26 protein-coding genes and 3 pseudogenes are annotated in these 22946 nt (G+C 38.2%); 23 read left to right on the forward strand and 6 right to left on the reverse strand.

The features are described from left to right. Positions 1-582: 582 nt before the first annotated feature. On the reverse strand, positions 583-930 hold the full coding sequence (locus M44_RS17385; RefSeq protein WP_010175638.1) for a YojF family protein: 348 nt from the start codon (positions 928-930) through the stop codon (positions 583-585). A gap of 152 nt (positions 931-1082) precedes the next feature. Here M44_RS17385 and M44_RS24030 point away from each other — a divergent pair, with 152 nt between their 5' ends. Continuing rightward, complete coding sequence (locus M44_RS24030; RefSeq protein ID WP_010175640.1) at positions 1083-1370, forward strand: SunI/YnzG family protein; 288 nt, start codon at positions 1083-1085, stop codon at positions 1368-1370. 105 nt (positions 1371-1475) lie between these two features. Here M44_RS24030 and M44_RS17395 read toward each other — a convergent pair whose 3' ends face one another. Next, entirely contained in the window at positions 1476-1829 is a 354-nt protein-coding gene (locus M44_RS17395) for a YflT domain-containing protein (protein WP_010175642.1), read from the reverse strand. 151 nt (positions 1830-1980) lie between these two features. Between M44_RS17395 and M44_RS24035 the strand changes: the two genes are divergently transcribed. The 6 genes and pseudogenes from M44_RS24035 (at position 1981) to M44_RS26495 (ending at position 5333) form a co-directional block, all read left to right on the forward strand. Further along, a complete protein-coding gene (locus M44_RS24035; RefSeq protein ID WP_010175643.1) occupies positions 1981-2721 on the forward strand; it encodes a DUF4230 domain-containing protein in 741 nt (246 codons plus the stop codon). Between the two features lie 12 nt (positions 2722-2733). Then, positions 2734-3427, forward strand: a pseudogene (locus M44_RS24040) (uracil-DNA glycosylase). Next, positions 3412-3591, forward strand: coding sequence for a hypothetical protein (locus tag M44_RS17410; protein WP_010175647.1), 180 nt, complete (start codon positions 3412-3414; stop codon positions 3589-3591). Before M44_RS24040 ends, M44_RS17410 begins: the two are co-directional and overlap by 16 nt. 2 nt (positions 3592-3593) lie before the next feature. Continuing rightward, entirely contained in the window at positions 3594-4649 is a 1056-nt protein-coding gene (locus M44_RS17415; RefSeq protein WP_010175650.1) for a potassium channel family protein, read from the forward strand. Between the two features lies 1 nt (position 4650). Further along, positions 4651-4947 (forward strand): YwdI family protein, encoded by a 297-nt coding sequence (locus M44_RS24045; protein WP_010175652.1) that lies wholly within the window; start codon positions 4651-4653, stop codon positions 4945-4947. A gap of 26 nt (positions 4948-4973) precedes the next feature. After that, a complete protein-coding gene (locus tag M44_RS26495) occupies positions 4974-5333 on the forward strand; it encodes a DUF423 domain-containing protein (RefSeq protein WP_081447571.1) in 360 nt (119 codons plus the stop codon). 316 nt (positions 5334-5649) lie between these two features. Here M44_RS26495 and gerQ read toward each other — a convergent pair whose 3' ends face one another. Then, on the reverse strand, positions 5650-6087 hold the full coding sequence (gene gerQ, locus M44_RS17430; RefSeq protein WP_010175655.1) for a spore coat protein GerQ: 438 nt from the start codon (positions 6085-6087) through the stop codon (positions 5650-5652). Positions 6088-6114: 27 nt separating this feature from the next. Continuing rightward, positions 6115-6537, reverse strand: a complete 423-nt coding sequence (locus M44_RS17435; RefSeq protein WP_010175657.1) for a cell wall hydrolase — start codon at positions 6535-6537, stop codon at positions 6115-6117. A 260-nt stretch (positions 6538-6797) separates the two neighbouring features. Between M44_RS17435 and M44_RS17445 the strand changes: the two genes are divergently transcribed. From M44_RS17445 to M44_RS17455, 3 genes are read left to right on the forward strand one after another with little or no spacing between them, the layout of a single operon-like run. Further along, on the forward strand, positions 6798-7205 hold the full coding sequence (locus M44_RS17445) for a S8 family serine peptidase (protein WP_010175661.1): 408 nt from the start codon (positions 6798-6800) through the stop codon (positions 7203-7205). A 17-nt stretch (positions 7206-7222) separates the two neighbouring features. Beyond that, the gene (locus tag M44_RS17450; RefSeq protein ID WP_010175663.1) at positions 7223-10423 is read left to right on the forward strand and encodes a S8 family serine peptidase; all 3201 of its coding nucleotides are present in this window, start codon (positions 7223-7225) and stop codon (positions 10421-10423) included. A 17-nt stretch (positions 10424-10440) separates the two neighbouring features. Continuing rightward, a complete protein-coding gene (locus M44_RS17455) occupies positions 10441-11082 on the forward strand; it encodes a cell wall-binding repeat-containing protein (RefSeq protein ID WP_237705331.1) in 642 nt (213 codons plus the stop codon). 43 nt (positions 11083-11125) lie between these two features. Here the strand turns inward: M44_RS17455 and hemQ are convergent, their stop codons facing one another. Beyond that, positions 11126-11872, reverse strand: a complete 747-nt coding sequence (gene hemQ / locus M44_RS17460) for a hydrogen peroxide-dependent heme synthase (protein WP_010175666.1) — start codon at positions 11870-11872, stop codon at positions 11126-11128. A gap of 255 nt (positions 11873-12127) precedes the next feature. Here hemQ and pta point away from each other — a divergent pair, with 255 nt between their 5' ends. Beyond that, on the forward strand, positions 12128-13099 hold the full coding sequence (pta, locus tag M44_RS17465) for a phosphate acetyltransferase (RefSeq protein WP_010175668.1): 972 nt from the start codon (positions 12128-12130) through the stop codon (positions 13097-13099). A gap of 88 nt (positions 13100-13187) precedes the next feature. Here pta and M44_RS17470 read toward each other — a convergent pair whose 3' ends face one another. Further along, positions 13188-13442, reverse strand: coding sequence for a DUF3949 domain-containing protein (locus M44_RS17470; RefSeq protein ID WP_010175670.1), 255 nt, complete (start codon positions 13440-13442; stop codon positions 13188-13190). A gap of 240 nt (positions 13443-13682) precedes the next feature. Here M44_RS17470 and lipL point away from each other — a divergent pair, with 240 nt between their 5' ends. The 12 genes and pseudogenes from lipL to M44_RS24050 all read left to right on the forward strand — a co-directional run bounded on the left by lipL (position 13683) and on the right by M44_RS24050 (position 22915). Beyond that, the gene (lipL, locus tag M44_RS17475; protein WP_010175672.1) at positions 13683-14516 is read left to right on the forward strand and encodes an octanoyl-[GcvH]:protein N-octanoyltransferase; all 834 of its coding nucleotides are present in this window, start codon (positions 13683-13685) and stop codon (positions 14514-14516) included. A gap of 161 nt (positions 14517-14677) precedes the next feature. Next, a complete protein-coding gene (locus M44_RS17480) occupies positions 14678-15049 on the forward strand; it encodes a LytR/AlgR family response regulator transcription factor (RefSeq protein ID WP_010175674.1) in 372 nt (123 codons plus the stop codon). A 10-nt stretch (positions 15050-15059) separates the two neighbouring features. Further along, positions 15060-15392, forward strand: a complete 333-nt coding sequence (locus M44_RS17485; RefSeq protein ID WP_162013691.1) for a LytR/AlgR family response regulator transcription factor — start codon at positions 15060-15062, stop codon at positions 15390-15392. A gap of 27 nt (positions 15393-15419) precedes the next feature. After that, positions 15420-15977 carry a hypothetical protein gene (locus tag M44_RS17490; protein WP_010175678.1) on the forward strand — a complete coding sequence of 186 codons (558 nt, stop codon included), beginning with the start codon at positions 15420-15422 and terminating at the stop codon, positions 15975-15977. A gap of 37 nt (positions 15978-16014) precedes the next feature. Beyond that, the gene (locus tag M44_RS30110) at positions 16015-16146 is read left to right on the forward strand and encodes a histidine kinase dimerization/phospho-acceptor domain-containing protein (protein ID WP_155815000.1); all 132 of its coding nucleotides are present in this window, start codon (positions 16015-16017) and stop codon (positions 16144-16146) included. Positions 16147-16162: 16 nt separating this feature from the next. Beyond that, complete coding sequence (locus tag M44_RS17500) at positions 16163-16696, forward strand: sensor histidine kinase (protein WP_010175682.1); 534 nt, start codon at positions 16163-16165, stop codon at positions 16694-16696. Positions 16697-17520: 824 nt separating this feature from the next. Continuing rightward, complete coding sequence (locus tag M44_RS17505) at positions 17521-18093, forward strand: hypothetical protein (protein WP_010175684.1); 573 nt, start codon at positions 17521-17523, stop codon at positions 18091-18093. Positions 18094-18103: 10 nt separating this feature from the next. Beyond that, a pseudogene (locus tag M44_RS17510) lies at positions 18104-19411 on the forward strand (flagellar assembly protein A); the annotation flags it as partial. 10 nt (positions 19412-19421) lie between these two features. Next, positions 19422-20012, forward strand: coding sequence for a PAS domain-containing protein (locus M44_RS17515; protein WP_010175688.1), 591 nt, complete (start codon positions 19422-19424; stop codon positions 20010-20012). Between the two features lie 34 nt (positions 20013-20046). Further along, positions 20047-21196 (forward strand): annotated as a pseudogene (locus M44_RS29635) (putative bifunctional diguanylate cyclase/phosphodiesterase). 26 nt (positions 21197-21222) lie between these two features. Then, the gene (locus M44_RS17530) at positions 21223-22206 is read left to right on the forward strand and encodes a PAS domain-containing protein (protein ID WP_010175693.1); all 984 of its coding nucleotides are present in this window, start codon (positions 21223-21225) and stop codon (positions 22204-22206) included. A gap of 64 nt (positions 22207-22270) precedes the next feature. Beyond that, positions 22271-22915 carry a GGDEF domain-containing protein gene (locus M44_RS24050; RefSeq protein WP_010175695.1) on the forward strand — a complete coding sequence of 215 codons (645 nt, stop codon included), beginning with the start codon at positions 22271-22273 and terminating at the stop codon, positions 22913-22915. Positions 22916-22946: the final 31 nt, after the last annotated feature.

The raw sequence follows: 22946 nt of genomic DNA on the forward strand, positions 1-22946 counted from the left end.
TTCATGTCCAGCTCCGCCTCCTAGGGGCTAATGGACTTCCGGTCTTGTCATCTTCAATAAGTCAACATCGAATCGCTAGCGCTCTCCGTGTTTCCTTTATTTTGATGCCAAGCCCTCCAGTCCATCCGCCCCTAACCAGTCGGCTCCGCTTTTCTTTATGTCCAGCTCCGCCTCCTAGGGGCTAACAGGCTTCGGTCTTTTCCCCATCAATAAGTCAACATCCAATCGCTGACGCTCTTGGTGTTTCCTATATTTCTGGGGAGAAGCCCTCCACCCTGTACGCCCCTGAACAGTCGGCTCCGCTTTTCTTCATGTCCAGCTCCAGCGGCTAGTCCCTCGAGAGTAGTGGGACCTCCCAAAAGGCAAAGAGCGCCTTCCGGGATGCCCCCACTACTCTTGTCGGGCCTAAGCGAGCCGCTTCCGCTTTTCTTTATGTCCAGCTCCGCCTCCTAGGGGCTAATGGACTTCCGGTCTTGTCATCTTCAATAAGTCAACATCGAATCGCTAGCGCTCTCCGTGTTTCCTTTATTTTGATGCCAAGCCCTCCAGTCCATTCGCCCCTAACCAGTCGGCTCCGCTTTTCTATTCAAACGGTGTCTCACTTATTTCCAGTGCTACGGCGAGTTTGCCGTCGTGGTCGTGGCCGGCCATGAGGAGGCGACCTTTGGTGTCAAGCTCGTAGTGAGTGAGGCCTTCGGCGTAGATCCAGCCAATCGCTAGCTTTAACCCCACACGAAATGGTCCATCGCCCATAATTTTTCCGAGTTCGTATTGCACTTGTGCGTTGCGAATATAGGCTCCAGCTGAGAAAAAGCCTTCGTTGAAGTGGGAAGCGTACGCTCCGTTCGTTGTTTCTAAGTGAATGTAGACAGATTTATGTTCAAAGGAATGTATTAATTGTTCTACTTCAAGTTTTTTAATCGGTTCCATATGTTCCTCCTATTATGGCAATACATCTACCCTTATCTTACTAAAAACAGAAAGAGAAAGCGAAAGGTCTGTTTATCGTCTATCATTCCAAAAATTGAAACTTTTTTTCTAGCTTGTCCGTATGGAAAAGAAGAGAGAGAAGGAGTGGTTAAATGGAAATCATCGTCATGTTACTCGTCATAGCAGGTATTATAGGAATCATCTTTTTAAACGTGTACTTTTTAGGGACAACGTATAAAACGTCGGATGAGGGTGTGATGATACGTTCGGGTTTGGCAAAAATTGAAATTCTTTATAATGATATTATTGAAGTAAGAGAATCTGAAGCATTTGCTGGGGAGAAAGGAAGTCAGATGATTGGTCTTCCGATGGGAAATCCAGATCGACTGGTCATTAAAACAAACGAAAAAAAGCTATGTAGTGTCAATGTCTGGTTCTAAAACCCTTGCCAGAAAGATAAAGGAGAACAATCCAAAAGTAGAAGTGGTAGGGTCATTTTAGTAAACAAAAAGAGCAACGGCTAGTTCCGTTGCTCTTTCCTTACCTTAATAGGTTTTTGTATTGTTTAATTCGCCGACTTCTTTAGAAGCCACGACGACTAGCTTTCCTTTATCAAGTTCTTCCTCATATTGTTCTGCCTCTGTTTGAGTCATTCCAACCGCGCGCATTTTTGAACGAAGCTCGTCACCGCGCTTTTTGAAGTAGTTGCCGAACGTTTCAAAGAAGCCTTGTTCTTTAATACCGATGTCTTGTGTGTGAGTTGCTTCTGTTAAATGACTAGAGCGATTGCTATCGTGAGCAAAGATATAAACTTGCTCGCGCGTATATCCTTCCATTTCTAATTGATTAACTAGCTCTTGTGCTTGTACACCATTTTCTACTACATCAATTTTATACATGAACAGTTCCTCCTTTAAATTGTAAAAAGTTCTACACTCCTTTTTTACCCGATCTAACGTCTAGTAAACTACTACCTTTATTTCCCATAGAATTAAAATAAGAATATTTTACTTTGCTACCTTATAATAGAAATAGAAGGGATGTGTCTGTATGAAAGAAGAAAAAATAATAGAGTTAGAGAAAAAAATAGATGAATTACAAGCAGCTTTAGAGCAAACAGCAGCGACCACCATGATGGATAGAAGATTACCTAAAGCAGGAGTGGGGAAATGGCTTCAATCTTTTGTTAAATGGAAAATCATCCTTCCTTTTATTCTAGCTATAGCGGTTATATGGAGTATTCCTCTAGCATGGTCCTTTATATTCTCAGGTTCTACTTTTAAAGAGAATTCTACGGGTATTGTCGAACAAATTCGTGATCTACAGTCTCTTGCCACAGCTGAGGCCACTTCAAAAGCAGTGATAGGTCAGGAAGACAATCAGCTGTTTGGAAAAGACATAGGACTTGATATTCCAGGGACGAAACGTGAATTCCTTGTCATTTTTACCGGTACTGTCCTAGCTGGAGTTGATTTAAATAAAATGAATCAGAATGACATCACCATAGATGAAAAAGAGAAAACATTAGATATTCGATTACCAAAGGCAGAAATTTTAGAGACACCTAGTATCAATTATGATGATGTTCAAACCTTTTCAGTGGAAGGGTTATTCCGAAGTGAAGTAAACTGGGAAGAAGGATATGAACTTGCTGAAAAAGCTCAAGCTAAAATAGAACAAGAAGCTATAGAACAAGGCGTGTTAGAAACAGCCGAAGATAATGCGATTAAAACATTTACTCAGTTTTTTAACGAGCTCGGCTATGAGACCACAGTAGTAATAGAGGACTAGGAGGGATTCGCCATATTCCATCAAGTTAACAATGACTGGACGCCTTTTCTAAAAGAAGAAGCAAGAAAAAAAGTACTTTCAAACACTTCAACAATTTGTACAAGAAGAATATGAACACCAGACTATTTATCCAGCCTATGAGGATATATGGAATGCTTTTCTCCTAACTCCTTACCACCAGGTAAAAGCAGTGATCATAGGTCAAGACCCCTATCATGGTGCTGGACAAGCGGAAGGATTAAGCTTTTCTGTAAGGGATGGAGTGAAAATCCCACCATCCCTTCGAAATATTTTCAAAGAACTAAGAGAAGATATGGGTTATGCTCCACCTCGTAACGGTTCTCTTGTAAAATGGGCAAAAGAAGGYSTCCTTCTGTTAAACACGGTATTGACGGTTAGAGAAGGACAAGCTCATTCCCATAAAGGGAAAGGGTGGGAAATACTAACAGACCATGTGATAGGGCATTTAAATAGTAGGGATGAGCATATTGTCTTTATTTTATGGGGAAAGCCTGCTGAGAAAAAGGCAACACTTATTGATGAGACGAAGCATACGATCAGTACCTCTCCCCATCCAAGCCCACTTTCAGCGAGGAGAGGCTTCTTTGGCAGCCGTCCTTTCTCCAAAGTGAATGAGGCGCTACAAAAGCATGGCCAACATCCGATTGACTGGCGATTGGAGGAACATGGATGGAAAAGCCGATAAATTGCTTACAATGTCAGTACTTCTATGTTACTTGGGAACAGCATCATTCAAGAGGGTGTAAAGCTCACGGGTTTAAATCGAAGCAGCTACCTTCCTTGGTGGTAAAAAAAGCATCAGGACAAGCGTGCCATGCGTTTACAAAAAAGAATACGGTGAGGTCCTAATTATGTTAAATCATCGTTTGATGGAAAAGGAAGAAAACGCCTATCGCAGAAGCATGCGGTACCATCATTTAGTACGTAGTATTGTTCTCATGAACCTCATTATTGTCGCCGGAACAGTAGGGTTTATGATAATTGAAGAACTGAATATATTTGATGCTCTGTGGCTTACAATGATAACGGTCTTAACCGTTGGATATGGGGACGCGGTTCCAGAGAGTGGAACTGGTAAATTATTTGCTCTCATTATTATACCGGTTGCCATCGGCATTGTTTCCTATGCCATGGGTTCTATTGCCTCCCTTCTTTTAGAGGGAGAGTTTTCTGAATCAGTGAGGCTGAAACGAATGAAAACAAAAATTCAAAAGCTAGAAGATCATATTATTGTGTGTGGGGTAGGTCGAGTCGGGGAGCAAGTGCTTGAACATTTTAGAGAAAAGGGTGTAAATGCGGTATACATAGACGAAAATGTGGATCAGTTAAAATCCATTATGCGCGATGAGGAAGTCTATCTAGTTGGGGATGCAACGGATGATAAGATGCTTGTTATGGCAGGTCTTGAGAAGGCAAAAGGAGTTATCGCAACCTTACCAAGCGATGCGGATAATGTATTTATTACGTTAACCGCAAAAGGAATCATGCCAGACATTCATGTTGTGGCTCGAGCAGAAAAGCCATCCTCCGTTGATACACTAAGAAGGGCTGGGGCAGACAAGGTCATCAATCCATCTTCTTTAGGTGGAAAGCAAATGGTCCTTTCCATGTTAAAGCCCGTTAGTGTAGAATATGTAGACATGATGTTTCACTCAAGCGACCATGACTTTGGGTTTGAAGAAATTATTATTAAAGAAGGTTCAACATTAGAGGGAACTACATTAGGCGAGGCAGACATTCGCGCGAAATACGGGGTGACGGTAGTGGCTATTCACCGAGAAGCTAACTTGATTACAAACCCCCAAGCAGATGTACAACTAAAATCAGGAGATAAGCTCGTGGTCTTCGCCTCAGATGAAGACCTCACCCAGTTTGAACATCTCTGTAGCGGACCGGAGGATAGATAAAATGAATATTAGTCACCATGGAATATTACAGCAAGTTGAAAAAGAGCTTCAAGCTGCCAGGCAACAGGACGGCCCTGCTTTAAAATCTCATATTTATGCGATAAAAGCACTATGCGAAGTGCTTTTACAAGAAGAGGGTTCTCCTATTACGACATCTCCGTCACCACAATACACTAAACGAACAGTGCTTGAAGCACCTCCAGTTACGGCTTCAAAGCAGCAAAGTACGATTGTGAACGAGGCACAAAAAATACCAACAGATGATGGAGCCAATGGAAGCTCGTTATTTGATTTTTAAAAGGGAGTGGAACACATGAAAGTTTTATCTTACTAGGTGCCATTAACGCCTTTCTTTCCGTTGCTTTTGGGGCATTCGGCGCTCATGCATTAGAAGGAAAGCTAGAAGCAAAATACATAGAAACTTGGCAAAAGGCAGTTCAATATCAAATGTTTCATGCTGGTGGTCTCTTTGTTGTTGGCCTTCTAGGCCTGCATGTAACGGGCAACAGCCTATTAAACTGGGCAGGCTGGCTATTGTTCGCTGGTATTCTTTTCTTCTCAGGCAGTTTATATATTTTAAGCTTAACCAAAATAAGCGTTCTTGGCGCCATTACACCGATTGGTGGAGTACTCTTCCTAGCCGGCTGGGTATTAATTGGAATTGCTAGCTTAAAATGGTTGTAAATCAGATAGAATTTTAGAAGGCACCCCATTTGGTGGGGTGTCTTTTTTGATCGGTGGAATGTGGTTAGGGACGCGGTGGAGGTAGAAGGGAGGAGTGCACGCAAAAGCTGAAGAGCCGCACGTAAAGCCCCGGAAACCGCACGCAAAAGCCCAGAGCCGCACGCAAAACCCCGGTAACCGCACGCAAAAAAGAGAAGTGCACGCAATCCCCAGTCCCCCCACGTCCCCCCACGATATAACCCTCCCCTCTCCCCAACAAAAAAAACCCCTCACCGCCCCGTCAAAACGAGGCAATCAGAGGTTTTATCATCATTCTTTAAGGCCTAGGTGAATACATAGCCATTTGTCCACCGCCGAACTGAGGTAAATACTCAATCTCTTCGTCAAATGTAATATAGTTTAAGTAAATCATTGGTAATAAGTAGCGCATGCCTGTTTGAGGATCACTCAAGATTAAGTGGTCACGGCCAGCAGCTTCAATGATACCTTTAAACACTTTGGCATTCCATTGCGTATTATTTTCAAATGTCATATACACCGTAGCGAGTTTGCCTTTGTTCAATCGTAAAATATTTTCAATGTAGGACTCTTCAATCGGTAACTGACCAGGAACATTTTGTGATGGAGCCGGTACATTGGTTGGAGCAGGAACCTGTAAGCCCTGACCGTAATAAGGAATTTGCCCAGCTTGCTGCTGCCCCCCGTACATTTGTTGACCATATCCATATGGATTTCCATACTGTGAATAATTCATTACCTTTTTCCCCCTTAAGCAATCATTTTAAAATACAGATGCACAATTTGAGCGTGTTGGCGAAAAGAAACAATGAGATTTGTAGCGACCAGAATTGTATTGATTAAACCACTGAGCAGGGCAGTTGCCTTCTGGTCGAAAGAACCATAGTGAATATTGAGCAGGATGATAGCGTCCACCTTTAATGGCCTTTCTAGCTAAATCAATATCCTTCTGCCTTGCTGCTTGATAGAAATAACCTTTTTGCGTAGCCTCAAAACCACCGGGACTTTGATACACCATGTCACGAATACTTCTAATATTCTTGAAATCAAGGCAATCTGCTCGTGCGCGGTTTACTCCAACATTTCCAACCATTAGCATCCCAAGCTGCCCGTCACCTTCTGCTTCTGCTCTCATTAATCGAGCTAGAAGCTTTACATCTTCTTCTGTATACGGAACTACTCCCATCATCTCACCTCTTTTGGTGTACTGATTACTTTAGTTTGTACAGATGATTCTTCCCGCTGTTAAAAACATATGAAGGTACAGGAGGGGATATGCCTAGACATTCTCTACAGCTTAATCCGAAAGGCGAGAGTGGGATGCAGTTGTGTCGAATGTTAAGGATATTTGTCGATACAATCAATCTAGTATTTTTAGAAAATTCTGCTAAACTATTCTAGTCGATAGAAAAAAATGACAATTAATTAGTGAAGCGAGGGAAATGCATGGGGAAGATGAATAAGGTAGCTCAATCTGTTCTACCAATTACCCTATCAATGCTGTTAGTTACTCCACCGGTTGTTGGGTCTGCGCAAAGCTCTAATCAAGCAAACATCACGTATAAGGACTGGACGAATTTACTTTCAAAGGAAAAACAACAAGAGATTTCTTTTACCAACATAAAGCAAGAGAAAGAACAAACGACAAAGAATGAATACATTATTAAGACAGATAAACCGATTGCCTCTTCTGTCCATAAAAAAGCGGGGGCGACGGTTGTTAAAAGCTATTCAAAGCTTGGATTTGACGTCATTCGTGTAACAGATGAGAAGAAGTTAGAAGCTGCGATTAAAGTTTATGAAAAACCGCGGGTGTTCGTTCTATTTCAAAAAGTGTTTCATATGAGAAGCTAGCAGTAAATGATCCTAAAGTGGACAAGCAATATCATGTAGAACAGTTAGGGTTGCTTCAAGCTCAGGATCAAGCTTCAGATTCAGAAGTAACGGTAGCCGTCATAGATGGTGGTGTGGATTTAAAGCATAAAGATTTGAAGAATAATATAGTTGGAGCAATCAACATTTTAGATCCTATGAAAAAACCGGTGGCTGATGCTCATGGAACTCACGTTGCAGGAATTATTGCGGCTGAGAAGAACAATGGGATAGGTGGAATTGGTGTAAATCCTTCTGCAAATCTATTAGCCATTGATGTGTTTAATGGTACTCCTTTTACTAGTGATTACCATATTGCTGAAGGAATCATTTATGCGGTGGATAACGGTGCGAATGTCATTAATATGAGTCTTGGTGGAGGTTTTCCTTCAGATATTTTAGATTCTGCTATTCAATATGCAGTAGAATCTGGTGTAGTGGTGGTAGCAGCTGCAGGGAATACTGGGTCTAATCAAAAGGAATATCCAGCTAGCTATGATTCTGTTATTTCTGTAGGTGCAACCAATGCAGATGAGGAGCTTGCGAACTTTTCAACCTACGGACCATCAGTCGATGTGGTAGCTCCTGGTCAGGACATTTATAGTACAGGTTATTGGAATAAATCGACGTATATGAATATGAGTGGAACATCCATGGCATCCCCTGTTGTAGCGGGAGTGGTATCGTTACTGCTTGCGGATAATCCAGATCTTACGCCAAGTGAAATTGAGTATATCCTAAAGAATACGAGCAAAGACCTTGGAGAAAGTGGCTATGATTTAAAATATGCACACGGCCTAGTAGATCCAGGTGAGGCTCTAAGCTTTGAAGGAGACATTCCTGTAAGCTATGAATTATATCCAGAAGAGGGACTAGAAGTAGCAGAATCCTTAACATTAAAGGATGATCAGGGGTCGGCAAATGGCTTGTTGACATTGGAAGAGTCCCAACGCTTCTATACCGTTGATGTAAAAGAGGGAGAATACGTCCAAACTCTTTTACAAGGAGATAAAAATGTGGATTATAAACTAGGAATCTATTTCTTTGACCAAGATGGTGAATGGATGGATATGCTAGAGCTTGATGACGCAAGAGAGGGAAGCAAGGAAGGGTACCTATATCAAGCTATGACGGATGGGACAATTTTACTTGAAGTTAAAGATTCAAATAAGAATTTAGGGGTCAACGGGAAGGCTTCTTTTACCCTTGATGTAATGGTAACGGAGGAGCTTCTTGATGAAGGGAATTCTGAGAGTACGCCAACGTTAGTCGAAGAACTTCCTTATGTGTTAGAAGAACCAGCATATTTAGCTGGAGAGGATGGAGATTCTGATTTTTATACGTTCTCTGTTAGCGAAGAACAAACAGTAAAGGTAGAGCTTGATGGCGTTCCTGGAATTGATCCAGCCATCAAACTTTGGATAACTGAAGATGGCACAGAAGAGAAGTTTGAAATGTTATGGGAAGATCTCGGATACTCCGGTGAGGGAGAGACGCTTATTTTTGATGCGATTCCGGGTTATACCTATACAGCTGAACTGATGAGCGCTCCTTATTTAAGTGAAGATGAGGAAATCTTTGAAGATGAGTTCTTTGAGATTGATTTTGGTTTCTACGGTGGCATGTCCTCTTTGCTTCCGTATACAGTAACAATTGACGGAAAAGTAATTCCAGAGGATGCTGATGGGTTTCCAGAGGAATATATGGAAGAGGAAGAACTATTATTAAGCGGGAACTTGAGCTTAAAAGAATATGCTAAGAAGTCTATTTCCAAACACGATGAAGAAGATGAATACATGGATGAAGAAGAGTACGAAGAAGAGCTGTACAATCCGTTTAGTGGAGCACATCCTATCACACTTGGAGATGACGTGACAGATTACCTGCAATTTGGTGGAGATGTCGATATCTTTTCTTTTACAGCAACTGATAACGTATCAGCAAAGCTTGCTGTAACATCTAAAGGGAAGATAAACCCGTTAGTAGAGTTGTATGCGTTTGATGAGCAGTTTGGTGAGTGGGCTGTTGTTCAAATGAACATAGGTCTATACTCGATGTCAGATCAAATTATGGCTAACTTAGTTGAAGGCACCGACTATGTAGTAGCAGTAAGTGACTTGGACTGGACGCCTTCATTTGATAGCTACACGGTTTCAACAGAAATCATGGGATCATATGAACAGGATGAATTCGAGCCGAACAATTTAGATGTGCATGCGTATGATCTAGGAGAGGAAACGGTTAGTGGTAACCTAACAGCAAGTGGAGATATGGATTTATTTTATTTACCTCCTGGTGAAAGCGGCGTGTGGGGCTTCCATACTTCTGTTACTCCAGATCCAAGCTCTAAGCTCCCACTTGACCCAGTTGTTATCGTGCTAGCTGATATAAATGGTGACAAGGTTCTTGATTGGGAAGAATTCGAATCACAACAGATGTATGATACAGGGTTTGAAAATGAGAGTGAATCCGGTTCCTTTATGAGAAAAGAAGAAGCGGGACAGTTTATCGTAGTGCTTAACTACTTCGGTGGAGCGAACGTGAACAGCACGTCTACGTATGAGTTAACAACAAGTCCAATCGCTACAGAGGATGAGGATGAAAATTCAGTTGTAAAAGGAAATGTTCCAAGTCATCCACTTGCTCTAAAGAAGCAAGGTCAAACATGGAGTGCCAAAGGCTACTTTAACAGCAAGTCACTGAGTGATGATATGGATTGGTACGTGTTACCAACATGGGAAAATACACGAGCAACCCTTTCGTTAAAAGCACCTGGTACAGATGCAACTATGAAGGTATATGATAGCAAAGGTCAACAAATAGCATCGGTAGATGACTACGGAAAAGATGATCATGAAGTTCGAGCCTTCACACTTGGGAAAGGTCCTTACTATGTGTCTGTTACAACGTATGATGGAAACGGAAGTCTTTTACCATACGAATTAAACGTAACTTCAAACGTAACTCCTAAAAATGGAAAAGAACGCATTTCAGGAAATACACGATATGAAACGTCCTTAGCCTTCGCAAAGAAAATAGCGGATCATTCATTAGATACCGTAATCCTTGCTTCTGGTGAGAACTATCCAGATGCATTAGCGGGTGGTCCTTTAGCAGAAAGCTTAAATGGTACCGTTATTCTGGTGAATGAAAAACTTCCGTGTTGGAGGCGGCATCTAAAGAAGCGCAGAGACTTCTAAAATCAAATGGTAAAATTGTGATTTTAGGTGGAACGAAAGCCGTATCAAAAGAGGTTGAATCTCATTTGAAGAAGAAATTTACGGTGACGAGAATCAGTGGGTCCGATCGAACGGACACTAGCCTTCAAATTGCTTCAAAAGTGAATAAGGCACCGACTGAGTTATTTCTAACGTCGGGCTCTAGTTTCGCGGATGCTCTAAGCGTTTCTAGTTATGCCACAACCAAACAAATTCCTATTTTGCTTAACTCAAGCAAAGATCAGCTTCACAAGGACATTAAAGAGTATGTAAAGATGAGCAAGGTGAAAACTGTCACCATCGTTGGTGGAACCTCAGTTGTTAGCGACCAAGTGAAAAAGGAATTACAGTCACTTGGCGTAACAGTGAATAGAATTGCAGGTAAGGATCGTATTGAAACATCCATTAAAGTAGCAGAAACTTACTATCCAAACGCAACATCCATTGCGGTAACAAATGGTTGGAAATTCCCAGATGCTCTTAGTGGAAGCCACTTTGCATCGGTAACGGGCTCTCCGGTTGTATTAACAGATGGTAAAAAGCTAGGAAGCCAAGTAGAAGCTTATGTGAAGAAAAATAAAATTTCTTTCTACTATATTTACGGCGGAACGGCTGTTATGTCAGATACGGTTGTGAAGTAAAGAAAAATCCTTAAGGCCTTGGCCTTAAGGATTTTTTACTTCCTTACTGAACATGTAAAAATGTCGCAATTCTTTCTTCTTCCAGTAAGTTTCCTACATAGAATGCACCAAACTCACCGTAACGAGCACTTACTTCGTCAAAGCGCATTTCGTATACAAGCTTCTTGAATTGAAGTACATCATCAGCAAATAAAGTGACGCCCCACTCATAATCGTCAAAGCCCACAGAACCTGTGATGACTTGCTTCACTTTTCCAGCGTATTGGCGACCAATCATACCATGGCTGCGCATCATTTCTTTACGATCTTCCATAGGTAGCATATACCAGTTGTCATTCCCTTGACGGCGCTTGTCCATTGGATAGAAACACACATGCTTGGCTTTCGGAAGTGTTGGGTATAGTCGTGCAATAACGTGAGGGTTTGAATAAGGATCCTCTCCGCCAGGTAAGTAGTTACTTAACTCTACAACAGACACGTAGGAGAATGTTGGAATCATGTACTCTGTGATCTTTAGCTTGTTGAACTCTGTTTCAAGCTCGTTTAACTCTTCCATCGTTTCACGTAAAATCATCAGCATGATGTCAGCTTTTTGACCAACAATGGTATAGAGAGCGTGGCTCCCTTTTTCTTCTTCTTGAGTTTGATTTAGCTTATTTAAAAATTGGTGGTATTCTTGGATAGCTGCAGCACGTTCTTCGCTCGGAAGCATCTTCCACGTCGTCCAGTCAATTGCACGGAAATCATGAAGAGAATACCAACCATCTAATGTTTGAGCCGGTTCACTCATGGGAATCACTCCTTTATGTAATATCCATTTTACTATATCACAGTTTTGCCATAACTTTCTCCTTTAAGCCATTTGTCGTTTTATTGTCATTTGAATAGCAAAGAACGGGAAGGATACAATAAAAGTGAAATAGTAGGGTGATTTTTCAGAAAAGAAAAACTTTAAGTTTGTAAACGGATACAAGAGGGATTATCCTTGAAAATCAGTGGGATAAGAGTATGCTGAAAATTAGTAGTACATAAAGGAGGAACAAAAATGAGCGATTTATTTCAGTCATTAAAAGACAAAGTGTCTGGACAAAACTTGAAGATAGTTTTTCCAGAAGGCTTAGATGAGCGTATTTTAACAGCGGCCAGCCGTCTAGCTGCCGATAAAATAGTGACACCTATTTTAGTTGGAGCAAAAGAAGATGTTGAGAAGAAAGCAAAAGAATTAAATGTCATAGTAGATGGGTGTGAAATTTACGACCCTGCTACATATGAAAAAATGCCAGAACTGGTAGCAGCTTTTGTAGAACGGCGTAAAGGAAAAGCAAGTGAGGAAGATGCAAAGCGTATTCTCCAAGATGAAAACTATTTTGGAACGATGCTTGTGTACACGAAGCTTGCTCACGGTCTTGTGAGTGGTGCTGCACATTCAACTGCTGACACTGTTCGTCCAGCACTTCAAATTATTAAAACAAAAGAAGGCGTACGCAAAACGTCTGGTGTCTTCATTATGGTACGTGAAGAGGAGAAGTACGTATTTGCAGATTGTGCCATCAACATTTCTCCAGACAGCCAAGACCTTGCTGAAATTGCTATTGAAAGCGCAAAAACAGCGGAAATGTTTGATATTGACCCACGCGTTGCGATGCTAAGTTTCTCAACGGCTGGTTCAGCAAAATCTCCAGAAACAGAAAAAGTAGTAGAAGCAGTGAAAGTAGCACACGAGCGGGCTCCTCACTTAACATTAGATGGAGAGTTCCAGTTTGATGCTGCATTTGTTCCATCTGTTGCAGCGAAAAAGGCACCAAATTCAGTCATCCAAGGGGACGCAAACGTATTCGTATTCCCAAGCCTAGAAGCAGGGAACATTGGATACAAAATCGCCCAACGCTTAGGTAACTTTGAAGCAGTGGGACCCATCCTTCAAGGATTAAATGCTCCCGTGAATGATCTTTCTCGTGGCTGTAACGAAGAAGATGTGTACAAGCTTGCGCTCATTACAGCAGCACAGGCACTATAATAGTTAAAAACTCGGGGGATTAGTTTCTCTCCGAGTTTTTTTATAAAAATGGATGATTCCAAATAAGTTGTATGGGAAGCAGCGTTGTTTATCTAGTTTCTCTATACTTAACTAATAGTGTTGCTAGAATGTTTGAGAGAAAGAATATAGGGTTCCCTTGCGCGTTGGAGTGAAGCATAAATTCGCCTGCATTCATATCATCATACATTTTGCTTTGAATGTTCCCTTCAGCTCGAACTGTGTTCTCGTGTGCTTTTAAGCTTACTAATAACCGATATTGAAAAGGTAGAATGAATAGTGAGATGGCTATGTATACACAAAAAAGAATGATAAGAAGTTCCATGTGCTGTACCTCCACTCGTTTTAATTGATTATAGCATATTTTTCCTACTACCACCACTAATATTCAGAAAAATTAAAATAACAAGGGGTATAATCTCCACCTCACTTTGGTGATTGCTGTTCTTCTTTATGGGTATCAAATTTGGCAAGACACTATCTATCAAGTGCAGGAAACATCAAAGTATTCATAACAGGTGTGCTATAATAGGAAAGCGATTTTACTATAGAGGAGTGCCTTCCTATGAATCAATCATTATTACAACAGGATAAGTGGCGCATTATTGATCAATCAAGTCTTGGTCCAGGCTTTAAAGCGCTACAATCATTTGCTATGGACGATACGCTATGTACAAGTGTAGGAGCGAAAGCATCTTCACCTGTTGCTCGGTCGTGGGTTCACCACAATACAATTGTTCTTGGCATTACGGATACAAAGCTTCCGTTTTTGCAAGAGGGTCTTGATATTCTACACAAGCATGGCTATCAATATATTGTACGGAACTCCGGTGGGTTAGCCGTTGTATTAGATGAAGGAGTATTAAACCTATCACTAATTTTCCCAGATAGTGAAAAGGGAATTGATATAAATAGAGGCTATGATGCCATGTATGAACTCATTCAAATGATGTTTAAAGACTATGATGTTCAAATAGAAGCCAAAGAAATAGTGGGTTCTTATTGCCCAGGAAGCTATGACTTAAGTATAAAAAATCAAAAGTTTGCGGGGATTTCTCAGCGTCGAATTAAAAATGGGGTAGCGGTCCAAATCTATCTTTGCATAAACGGTAGTGGAAGTGATAGAGCCCGTGTCATTCAAGAATTTTATAATGTAGGAATAAAAGGAAACCCAACAAAGTTTGAGTATCCGAAGATCGTACCTGAGGTCATGGCATCTTTATCAGAGCTCCTAGGAGAAAACCTAACCATTTCAGACGTTATGATGAAGTTTTTAATGGTGTTAAAAGATCACAGCCAAAACATCTTTTCTTCTCAATTAGAGGGAAAAGAGATTGGTTTGTATCAAGAATACTTTAATAGGGTAGTCAAACGAAATGAGAAAGTGTTAGCCGAATAATAAATTCTGTAGATTCTGTCAGCATTGGCAGAATCTATTTCAATATAATTCTATCGCAAATATGGTAAATGTTAACTATATTTGCTTCTAGAAATTTCTTGTACTTCTTCCTTGATATAGTAAAATATTTACTTGTGTTAAAGGAAAGAGAGGTTAATCAAATGATACGAGTAATATTAGCGGATGATAACGAAGATGCTTTAGAAATTCTTTCAGAATATATCAGTAAATTTCCTGGTTATGAAGTTGTAGCTCAATGCAAAAACGGAGATGAACTTGTAAATCAATCGATTAGCTTAATGCCTGACCTAATAATAACTGATATTCAAATGCCAAAGTTAAGCGGATTAGAAGCGGTTAGAGAAATTTCATCCATGTTAGAAAATTCATGCTTTATCTTTATTACAGCATATGACCAGTTTGCAGTTGATGCTTTTGATATAGCAGCTGTTGATTACGTTATTAAGCCGGTTAAGCGCCAAAGACTATTTATAGCTATGGAAAAAGACAAAAAAAGTGATACTTCAAAATGAAATGGTGGGTATGAACAATTCTCCAGAACGATTTTCAGTTAAAAATGGAAAATCACTATACTTAGTCAATAAATCCTCCGTTATAATGGTTGAACGCTATGGTAGAAAAACATTTATCCATTTGAAAGATAAGATTATTGAAACCTCAGAAACGCTAGAAAGTCTTGAGGAAATTCTTTTTGAAGAAAATTACATACGTTCACATCGATCTTTTATTATTAATATTAATTTTGTTCTTCATATTGAAGCGATCGGAAGTGTATACCAAGTCCATTTTGAAGGATATGAGAAAGTGGCGAACATTAGCAAACAAAAGTTTGATTTTATAAAAAAGGTAAGTTAATAAGTTTTCAACCTAAGAGGCAAGTAGATGAATAGCCTCTTTGATCAGATCAGCAATACATCATTACTCTACCAAGAACTTTGTGGGTTTATTGTAACGAATGCTATGTGGACTAGTGTAATAGGAAATTTGATTATATCATTATCTTATTTTTCCATCCCAATTGTTATTCAACAATTTGTCAGGAAGAGACAGTCGGATATTCCGTTTAAAGGTGTCTACTATTTATTTATGGTGTTTATTTTTCTCTGTGGAGCTATGCATTTCATGAGTGTAGTTTCCATTCTTCGCCCTTTCCAATATGAGAAAGTACATCTTGTGCTACTCGTACTAACTGCAGTCACTTCCTTTCTTTCTGCTGCAGTACTATGGCCACTTCTTCCAAAGGCATTAAGTATACCAAGTCCAGCTGAACTTAGAAGAACGAATGCTAATTTAGTGCGTGAGATCGAACGTAGGGTAGCTGCAGAACGATCCCTTCAAGACTTGAACCTGTCATTGGAACAAACAATTAAGGAACGAACCGCTGATTTACAGAGGGAAATTGAGATCAAGGAAAAAATTAGAATTGCAGCTCATTCATGAGAAATCCAAATCAGAACGGGCAAATGATGCAAAAGCTATGTTTTTAGCTAATATGAGTCATGAGCTCAGAACTCCGCTAAATAATATTATAGGATATTCTCAATTGTTAGAAGATAACCTTCATTCTTTCTCTGAAAAGAAAAAAATAAGACAAAATAATCAAATCTAGTGATCATTTACTTCATATGATTAATGATATCTTAGCCATGACGAAAGTAGAACAATTAAGACTACACTATACGATTAAGCCGATAAAATTATTGAAATCTTTAAAGGATGCCGTTTCCTTATCAAAAGAAAAAGCTAGGGATTATAAAGTGGAAATCGAACTAGATGAAAAATCATTAGCGTATATAAATGTCTTAGCAGATGAAACAAAGCTAAATCAAATCTTCATTAATCTTATTTCAAATGGGATTAAATATAATACGCCAGGAAATCGTTTGTACATTTTTGGAAAGGTAATGAATGGACGAGTCATCGTATCGTTTAAAGATGAAGGAGAAGGGATCGATGCAGAAGATGCGGAAAAAATATTTTTACCATTTTACCGTTCACCTAAGTCAGATAAAAAAGCAAGTGGTACTGGCGTGGGACTATCGATTGTAAAACAGTTAGTATACGGTATGAATGGAACGATAGAGGTTGAAAGCCTACCCAATCAAGGGTCTACCTTTCACATCAATTTACCAATAAGCTTAAAAGATTCAAATAGGTAAATTCATAGTAAAGATATGCTTCTCAGGTAATGAATATAATAGTTTGCTCTGTTTATAGGAGGACTGTGTGGAATCATGGTTGATTCCTCACTGCACGAAGGAAACTTGAGTATTTTCAGAGGAGGCAGTAGCAACTCCCTGCGATAAGCGTGCAGCTTAGTTTAGTAGAGCCTTTAAAAAAGAAGAGGGTGTCCCAAAAGTATAATCTTTTGGGACACCCTTTTCTTTTTTCAATAAATGATCATCTTTATAATAAGCCTGGTTGATTGCGCGAAAGGTACTCCATTCTCCGGGGCGGAGGTGAGCCTCCCTTTAGAAATGTTGGAGTATCAACGTTTAAAGTAGTTCTTAGTTTCTATAAAAAATTTTTTGCGATATTATCAAACAGTGATTTCTAAATATATAAAAATCTGTAAAATGTACAAAACGCTTCGCTAGAGCTAATTGGAAATCAATAACTCTCATTACCTATGTGATGCACTTCACATTAAATAGTGAAGAAGGTAATGGAACAAACGTATCAATTCAGTTATCAACAAGAAAATAAAGCAATATATCTTGAATAGACCATAACTAAGTTAGCCGACAATTAAAAAAAATAATAAATTACAGTCGAAAAATGAATAAGTGAGTATAAATTCCTATTAGGCTGTTTTGTGTTTTAAAACAAACTGTTTATATAAACACATTTTGTGGTTAAATACATCAGAATATAAGTCGAAAGTAGCATAAAAACGTCTGAAATCCAAGAAATGAGTTAGCCAGATTGCTTTTCTAAATAGTAAAATTATCATAGGTATTTAAAATGAGGAGAGGAAAAGCGTATGCAAGTTTTAAGGCACATAAATTTAAATAATTGGCTAGTCAATTTCTATAAATTTCTATCACGCTATCAAGGGAAATCACTTGATAAAATGAGTTCAGAAAGAAAAGCAGCCTTATCAAGTAATCTAGAAGAAGTAGAAAGAACAGGTAGCATAGGGGTAGAGGATGGAAAGTCGAAAATGGAGAATTTACCTAGTTCTAAGCTACGCATAACACCGACGTCTAAAGTGAATTTTTTGAAAAATGTTCATATTCAAACGGATACATTTTCTGTAAAAAATAGTGATGAGATCGAAGTAAGGGAAACTGAAGGTGGAGTAACGAAAGAAGAGTGGGAAATTAAACTAAATGATGATTTCACAGAAGCTATTTTAGAAATTGTACCGAGCATAAAATATATCCAACATTTAGAGGATCACCCTAAAACCAAACATCTTAAACCAATTGTTAAAGAAGAAAAGGATTATCCAGACGCTGAACTAACTGAAGTACAAGTAATAAATGAGCTGAATAGATTAGGAGTGACATACGGAATACAGTATGAAAAAATCCGATTAGCATTAAAGAACTAAAAAGAAAGAAAGTATAGTAGTAGCCAAAGGGAGAAAGCCTATTCCTCCTGTAGATAGTAAAATAGATTATCTAGTAGATGTAGGAATAAATTTTAATCAGTGCCACCATTCAATAGAAGAAGGGATTGCCAATCAAAAAAAAATGTTTGTTAGAAAATTTCAGAAACTAGGTTATTTCAGAAAAAGTATTGAAGGAGTTGATGGAATTTCCTTGCATATGAGAACTATTAAAGTTCCTAAACCAATTGAAATAAATGTTCACATAGGAGATGGAGTAGAAGTAGATTCAAAAAATGATATGCTCTATTCCACTAAAGAGGGTAGACTTCGGGTCAATAAACGTGGGAATCATGAAGACATATCAATTGTCGAGCAAAATAATATAAATTATGATATAAGAAATGTGAATGACCCCTTATCAATCAACGGAGATTTAGAAGTCAATGGACAAATTGAAAATAGTCAACTAATTGAAACAACAGGGCAAATTATTGTCCAAGGAAATGTAACGGAGAGCACAGTGAAAGGGAAGGAATCCATATGGATTACAGAAAATATTGCCTCAAGTACAATTATAGCGGGTAGAGGGAATATGATAAACCATCAAATATCTTTTTATCTCGAGAATATACTAGAGCTTTTACCTTCATTTATTCAAACGTGTATTACGGTTTTAAATACCTCTCAGAATAGAAATATCAACCTACAACTTAGTCAATTAGTAAATCACCTACTAACTGGAAAAGAAGAAAAATTAAAAGAACAGATACTCGTGTTTATCGATTATACTAATGAAAATTATCTTGACTTATCTTCTATATGTATAAATGTAATAGAAAATCTTATAAGACTATTAAACGCCGATACGTTAAAGTCTATAGAAGAGATTGAGAAGATTCAAGAAATAACAGGAGAATTATACAAGTTATCGCTACTTGAATCTGTAACTACCGATAGTATTTTAGCTAAAGCAGCGTCCTATAGTACATTAATATGCCCTGGGAAAATTATATTAACTGGAAAAGGGTGTGTGAGTACAAAGATTCATACGGAATCCGTTTTTATTTGTAAAGGATCAGTACGGGGTGGGAACTTATTTGCAAAAAAAAGGATAGAAGTCAATGAGGCGGGATCCGTAAGTGAAACACACACGATTATGAGAACGAGTAATGAAGGTGTAGTAATTATTCACAAAGCACATCCTGGAACGGAGGTTTTTATTGGAGAACATTCTTATATGGTAAGAGTAGAAAAAATAAATGTCATGTTTAGGAAAAATCAATTCGATCTAATTGAATTGATGAATGTAGTAAGGTAGGTGATTTTTAATGACTCATCAGAGAAGCAGTGGTAATGCAAATCAGACGTTTTTTAACGAAGGGGATAAGAATCATCAGTCTTTATCACCATTACATTCAACTTGGGTGACTGCTTTTTTAAAAGAGGAGGATACTCTATCTATTTTGCATCAAATTTATCTTTCTTTATTTATAAATAATTACACTCCAACCGTTTTAATCGATTTACAAGGTCAGATCATTCAAGTGAATCAATCGGCTCTAGAATTTTTACAGTATAGTTCTGCAGATTTAAATCTTTCACCATACTCTAACTTATTACGTATCAACAAAAAAAGTCCAGATGATATGTTTATAAAAAAGATAAACGAATCCAATCCTTTTAAAGTGGAATGTCAAGTGTTGAATGGAATAGGTGAGCTTATACCTGTGTTACTATCAGCCACCCCATTCGTAATAGGGGAAGAATTAATAGGTACATTTGGGGTCATCCATGATATGAGTGAAGGATATCGTCTCAATGAAATAACAGCAAGTAAAGATCCGTTAACATCATTACCGAACAGACTATCTTTTCTTAAAGAATTAACAAAAATGGCATACGAACGGAGAATCATTTGACGTTTTAAGAGTAGATATTGAAAATTTAAAAGATATTAATTCTGTATATGGATACGAAATAGGAGATAGCATACTAAAAAACGTGAGTGAAAGATTGATAACTTTTTTGGGTAAACAGACTTTTATTAGTAGGTTTGGGGATGCTTCATTTGTGTGCATGGCAACGGATGAGCTTAAAATCAGCAAAAATCAATTGCTAAAGAGAATTAGTAAGCCTATTAAAGTGGATAAAGAAGAAATTTTTTTTAGAGTACTAATCGGTAAAGTGTACTTTCCACAAGATGGATTAGAAGTAAAAGATATCATCAAATCTCTTGACCTATCTATTCAACTGAACAAATGCAGAAAGCGATTTCCCTCTCAAAAAGAAATAGGAGAACAAGAACTCATTCAAAGAGTCAAACTAGAGAACGAAATAACCATGGCGTTGAAAAAGAACCAATTTGAGCTATTTCTCCAGCCTAAGGTTCTATGGAAAGAAAAGAAAATCAAGGGTGCGGAAGCATTATTGAGATGGACACATCCAAGATATGGAGCAGTATCCCCTGTGGATTTTATTCCTATTGCAGAAGAAACAGGTCTTATCATCGAAATGGGGGAATGGGTATTTGAAGAAGTGTGTAAAGTACTCCAAAAATGGAAAAATAACAAACATTCCAGATAAGACAATTAGTGTTAACATTTCAATACAACAATTATATCGTAAGGGGTTTTTGGATACATTAGTAACATTAGTAAATCAGTATGGTATTAACCCTAATTTAATTGAGTTAGAAATGACAGAGTCCACATTTAGTTATGATACAAAAAAAGCTCAGCGAATCTTAGTTGATTGTCAACAAGCAGGGTTTCATGTATCAATGGATGACTTTGGAACGGACTATAGCTCTTTAAACTTACTAGCTGAATTTCCATTAGACACATTAAAGATAGATAAGCGGTTTATACAGAGCTATAATAGAAATGAAAGAAGTCAAGTAATTCTTAAATCTATTATCTCTTTGTCTAAAGGCCTTCATCTCCAAAGTGTAGTGGAAGGGGTAGAGACTCTTTTAGAGTTTGAAGCAGCAAAAAAACTAGACTGTGATATTATTCAAGGATATTACTTTTCAAAACCTTTACCCATCCAGAAGTTCGAAGAGTACGCCAACCAATTTGATTATAGCATTTACATTAACACATAATTTAGTGGAAATTCAAGGAGGAGCCTATGGAAAGGTTCATTAAATTTATTGATTCTTTAAAAACAAATTTTGATACCCATGAGCATAAAAGCTCTAATCAGGCGTATGAATTGTTAAGCTCCTTTTTAATTCATTCTGAAGATGCCATATTAATTATTAATCCTAATGGTATTGTCATGCAAGTAAATCCAGCTTTTGAAAAACTGTATGGTTGGACGCAGGAGGAACTAGCTGGAAAAGAGGTTCCGTTTGAGTGTCATATGGAAGAAGTAAGGGATCTCATTACTCGCATTAAAAATGGGGAAAAGATTAGTTCATATAAAACCACAAGAAAGAATAAGTATGCTCAATCTTTAGACGTATCAATAACGTTATCCGCAATACGAAATGAGCAGGGAGATATTGTTGCCATAAGCTCGTTTATTCGTGACATAGGTGAGCAGGTGAAAGCACAAAGTAAGTTAAATGAGAGTCGTTCTAAATATCGTTCCTTATTCAAATATTGTCCCGATGCAATCTTCTCGTTGGATAATAAAGGGAAAATATTAGAAGTGAATCCCATAACTGAAAGTCTGTGTGAGACCTCAAAAGAATTTTTAATCCATAGCAATTTTTTAGAATGGGTCCATAATGAGGATATCGACTATTTTATTGAACAGTATCAAGAAACGTTAAAAGGTCAATCCAATACGTATGATTTAAAAATTATTACTAGAATGGGTTCAGAAAAAAACATAACAGTATCGAGCATCCCAATTATTATAAACGGAATTGTTTCAGGCATCTATTGTATTGCACAGGATATGACTGAATCGATTAAAGCATTAGAAAAATTAGAAGAGAGTGAGGGGCGATATCGACTTATTGCTGAACAATCACGAGACTTAATTGCTCTTTTAGACCGTAATGGAGTCTGCACCTATGCCTCACCTTCCCACTTTTATTTATTGGGCTATCATGTAGAAGATGTGATAGGAAAAAAAATACAAAGAGAATATTTATCAAGATGATAGAAAATATTTTCAGGATAAGCTGTTTGAGAGTATCCTATTAGGTCAGTCTTTTAAAGGCAGAGTGAGGGTTAAAACATTTGAACATGGGTATATATGGTGTGATATTCAGGGTACACCAGTTTATGAAGAGCATGTATTCAAACATATTATTCTAACTTCCCGTGATGTCACCCAACAAGTTAAATATGAAGAGGAATTAAAGCAGTTAGCATTTTATGATGAATTGACAGGTCTACCAAATAGAAGGTTGTTTGTTGACCGGGCAGAGCACAATCTTGCAAGGTGTGAAAGAAATCATTTGAAATTTGCCTTATTATTTTTAGATGGAGATGGGTTCAAAAGCATTAATGACCAGTATGGACACGATGTAGGAGATGAATTCTTAAAAGAGTGTGCTGCTAGATTAAAGAATGTGGTTCGGAAAGAAGATACAATTTCTCGATTTGGTGGGGATGAATTTGTCATATTGTTAACTTCCGTAGATAATGAAGACGAAATTGAAGAAGCAGCAACTAGATATGTTTCTACGATGGATAAACCACTGATCATTAAAGGAAATGAAATACAGGCTACATTCAGTGTAGGAATATCAGTTTTCCCCAAAAATGGATCAACCATTGAAGAACTTATGAAGCAGGCAGATGAAGCGTTATATATGGCAAAGGAAAGAGGTAAAAATCAGTTTGTATTTTACAATGAATGGTAAGAACGTAAAAAGAGAATGCCATTTTTAGTGC

Origin of the sequence: Bacillus coahuilensis m4-4 (assembly GCF_000171615.1) — a bacterium.
GTDB classification, from domain to species: domain Bacteria; phylum Bacillota; class Bacilli; order Bacillales; family Bacillaceae_K; genus Bacillus_T; species Bacillus_T coahuilensis.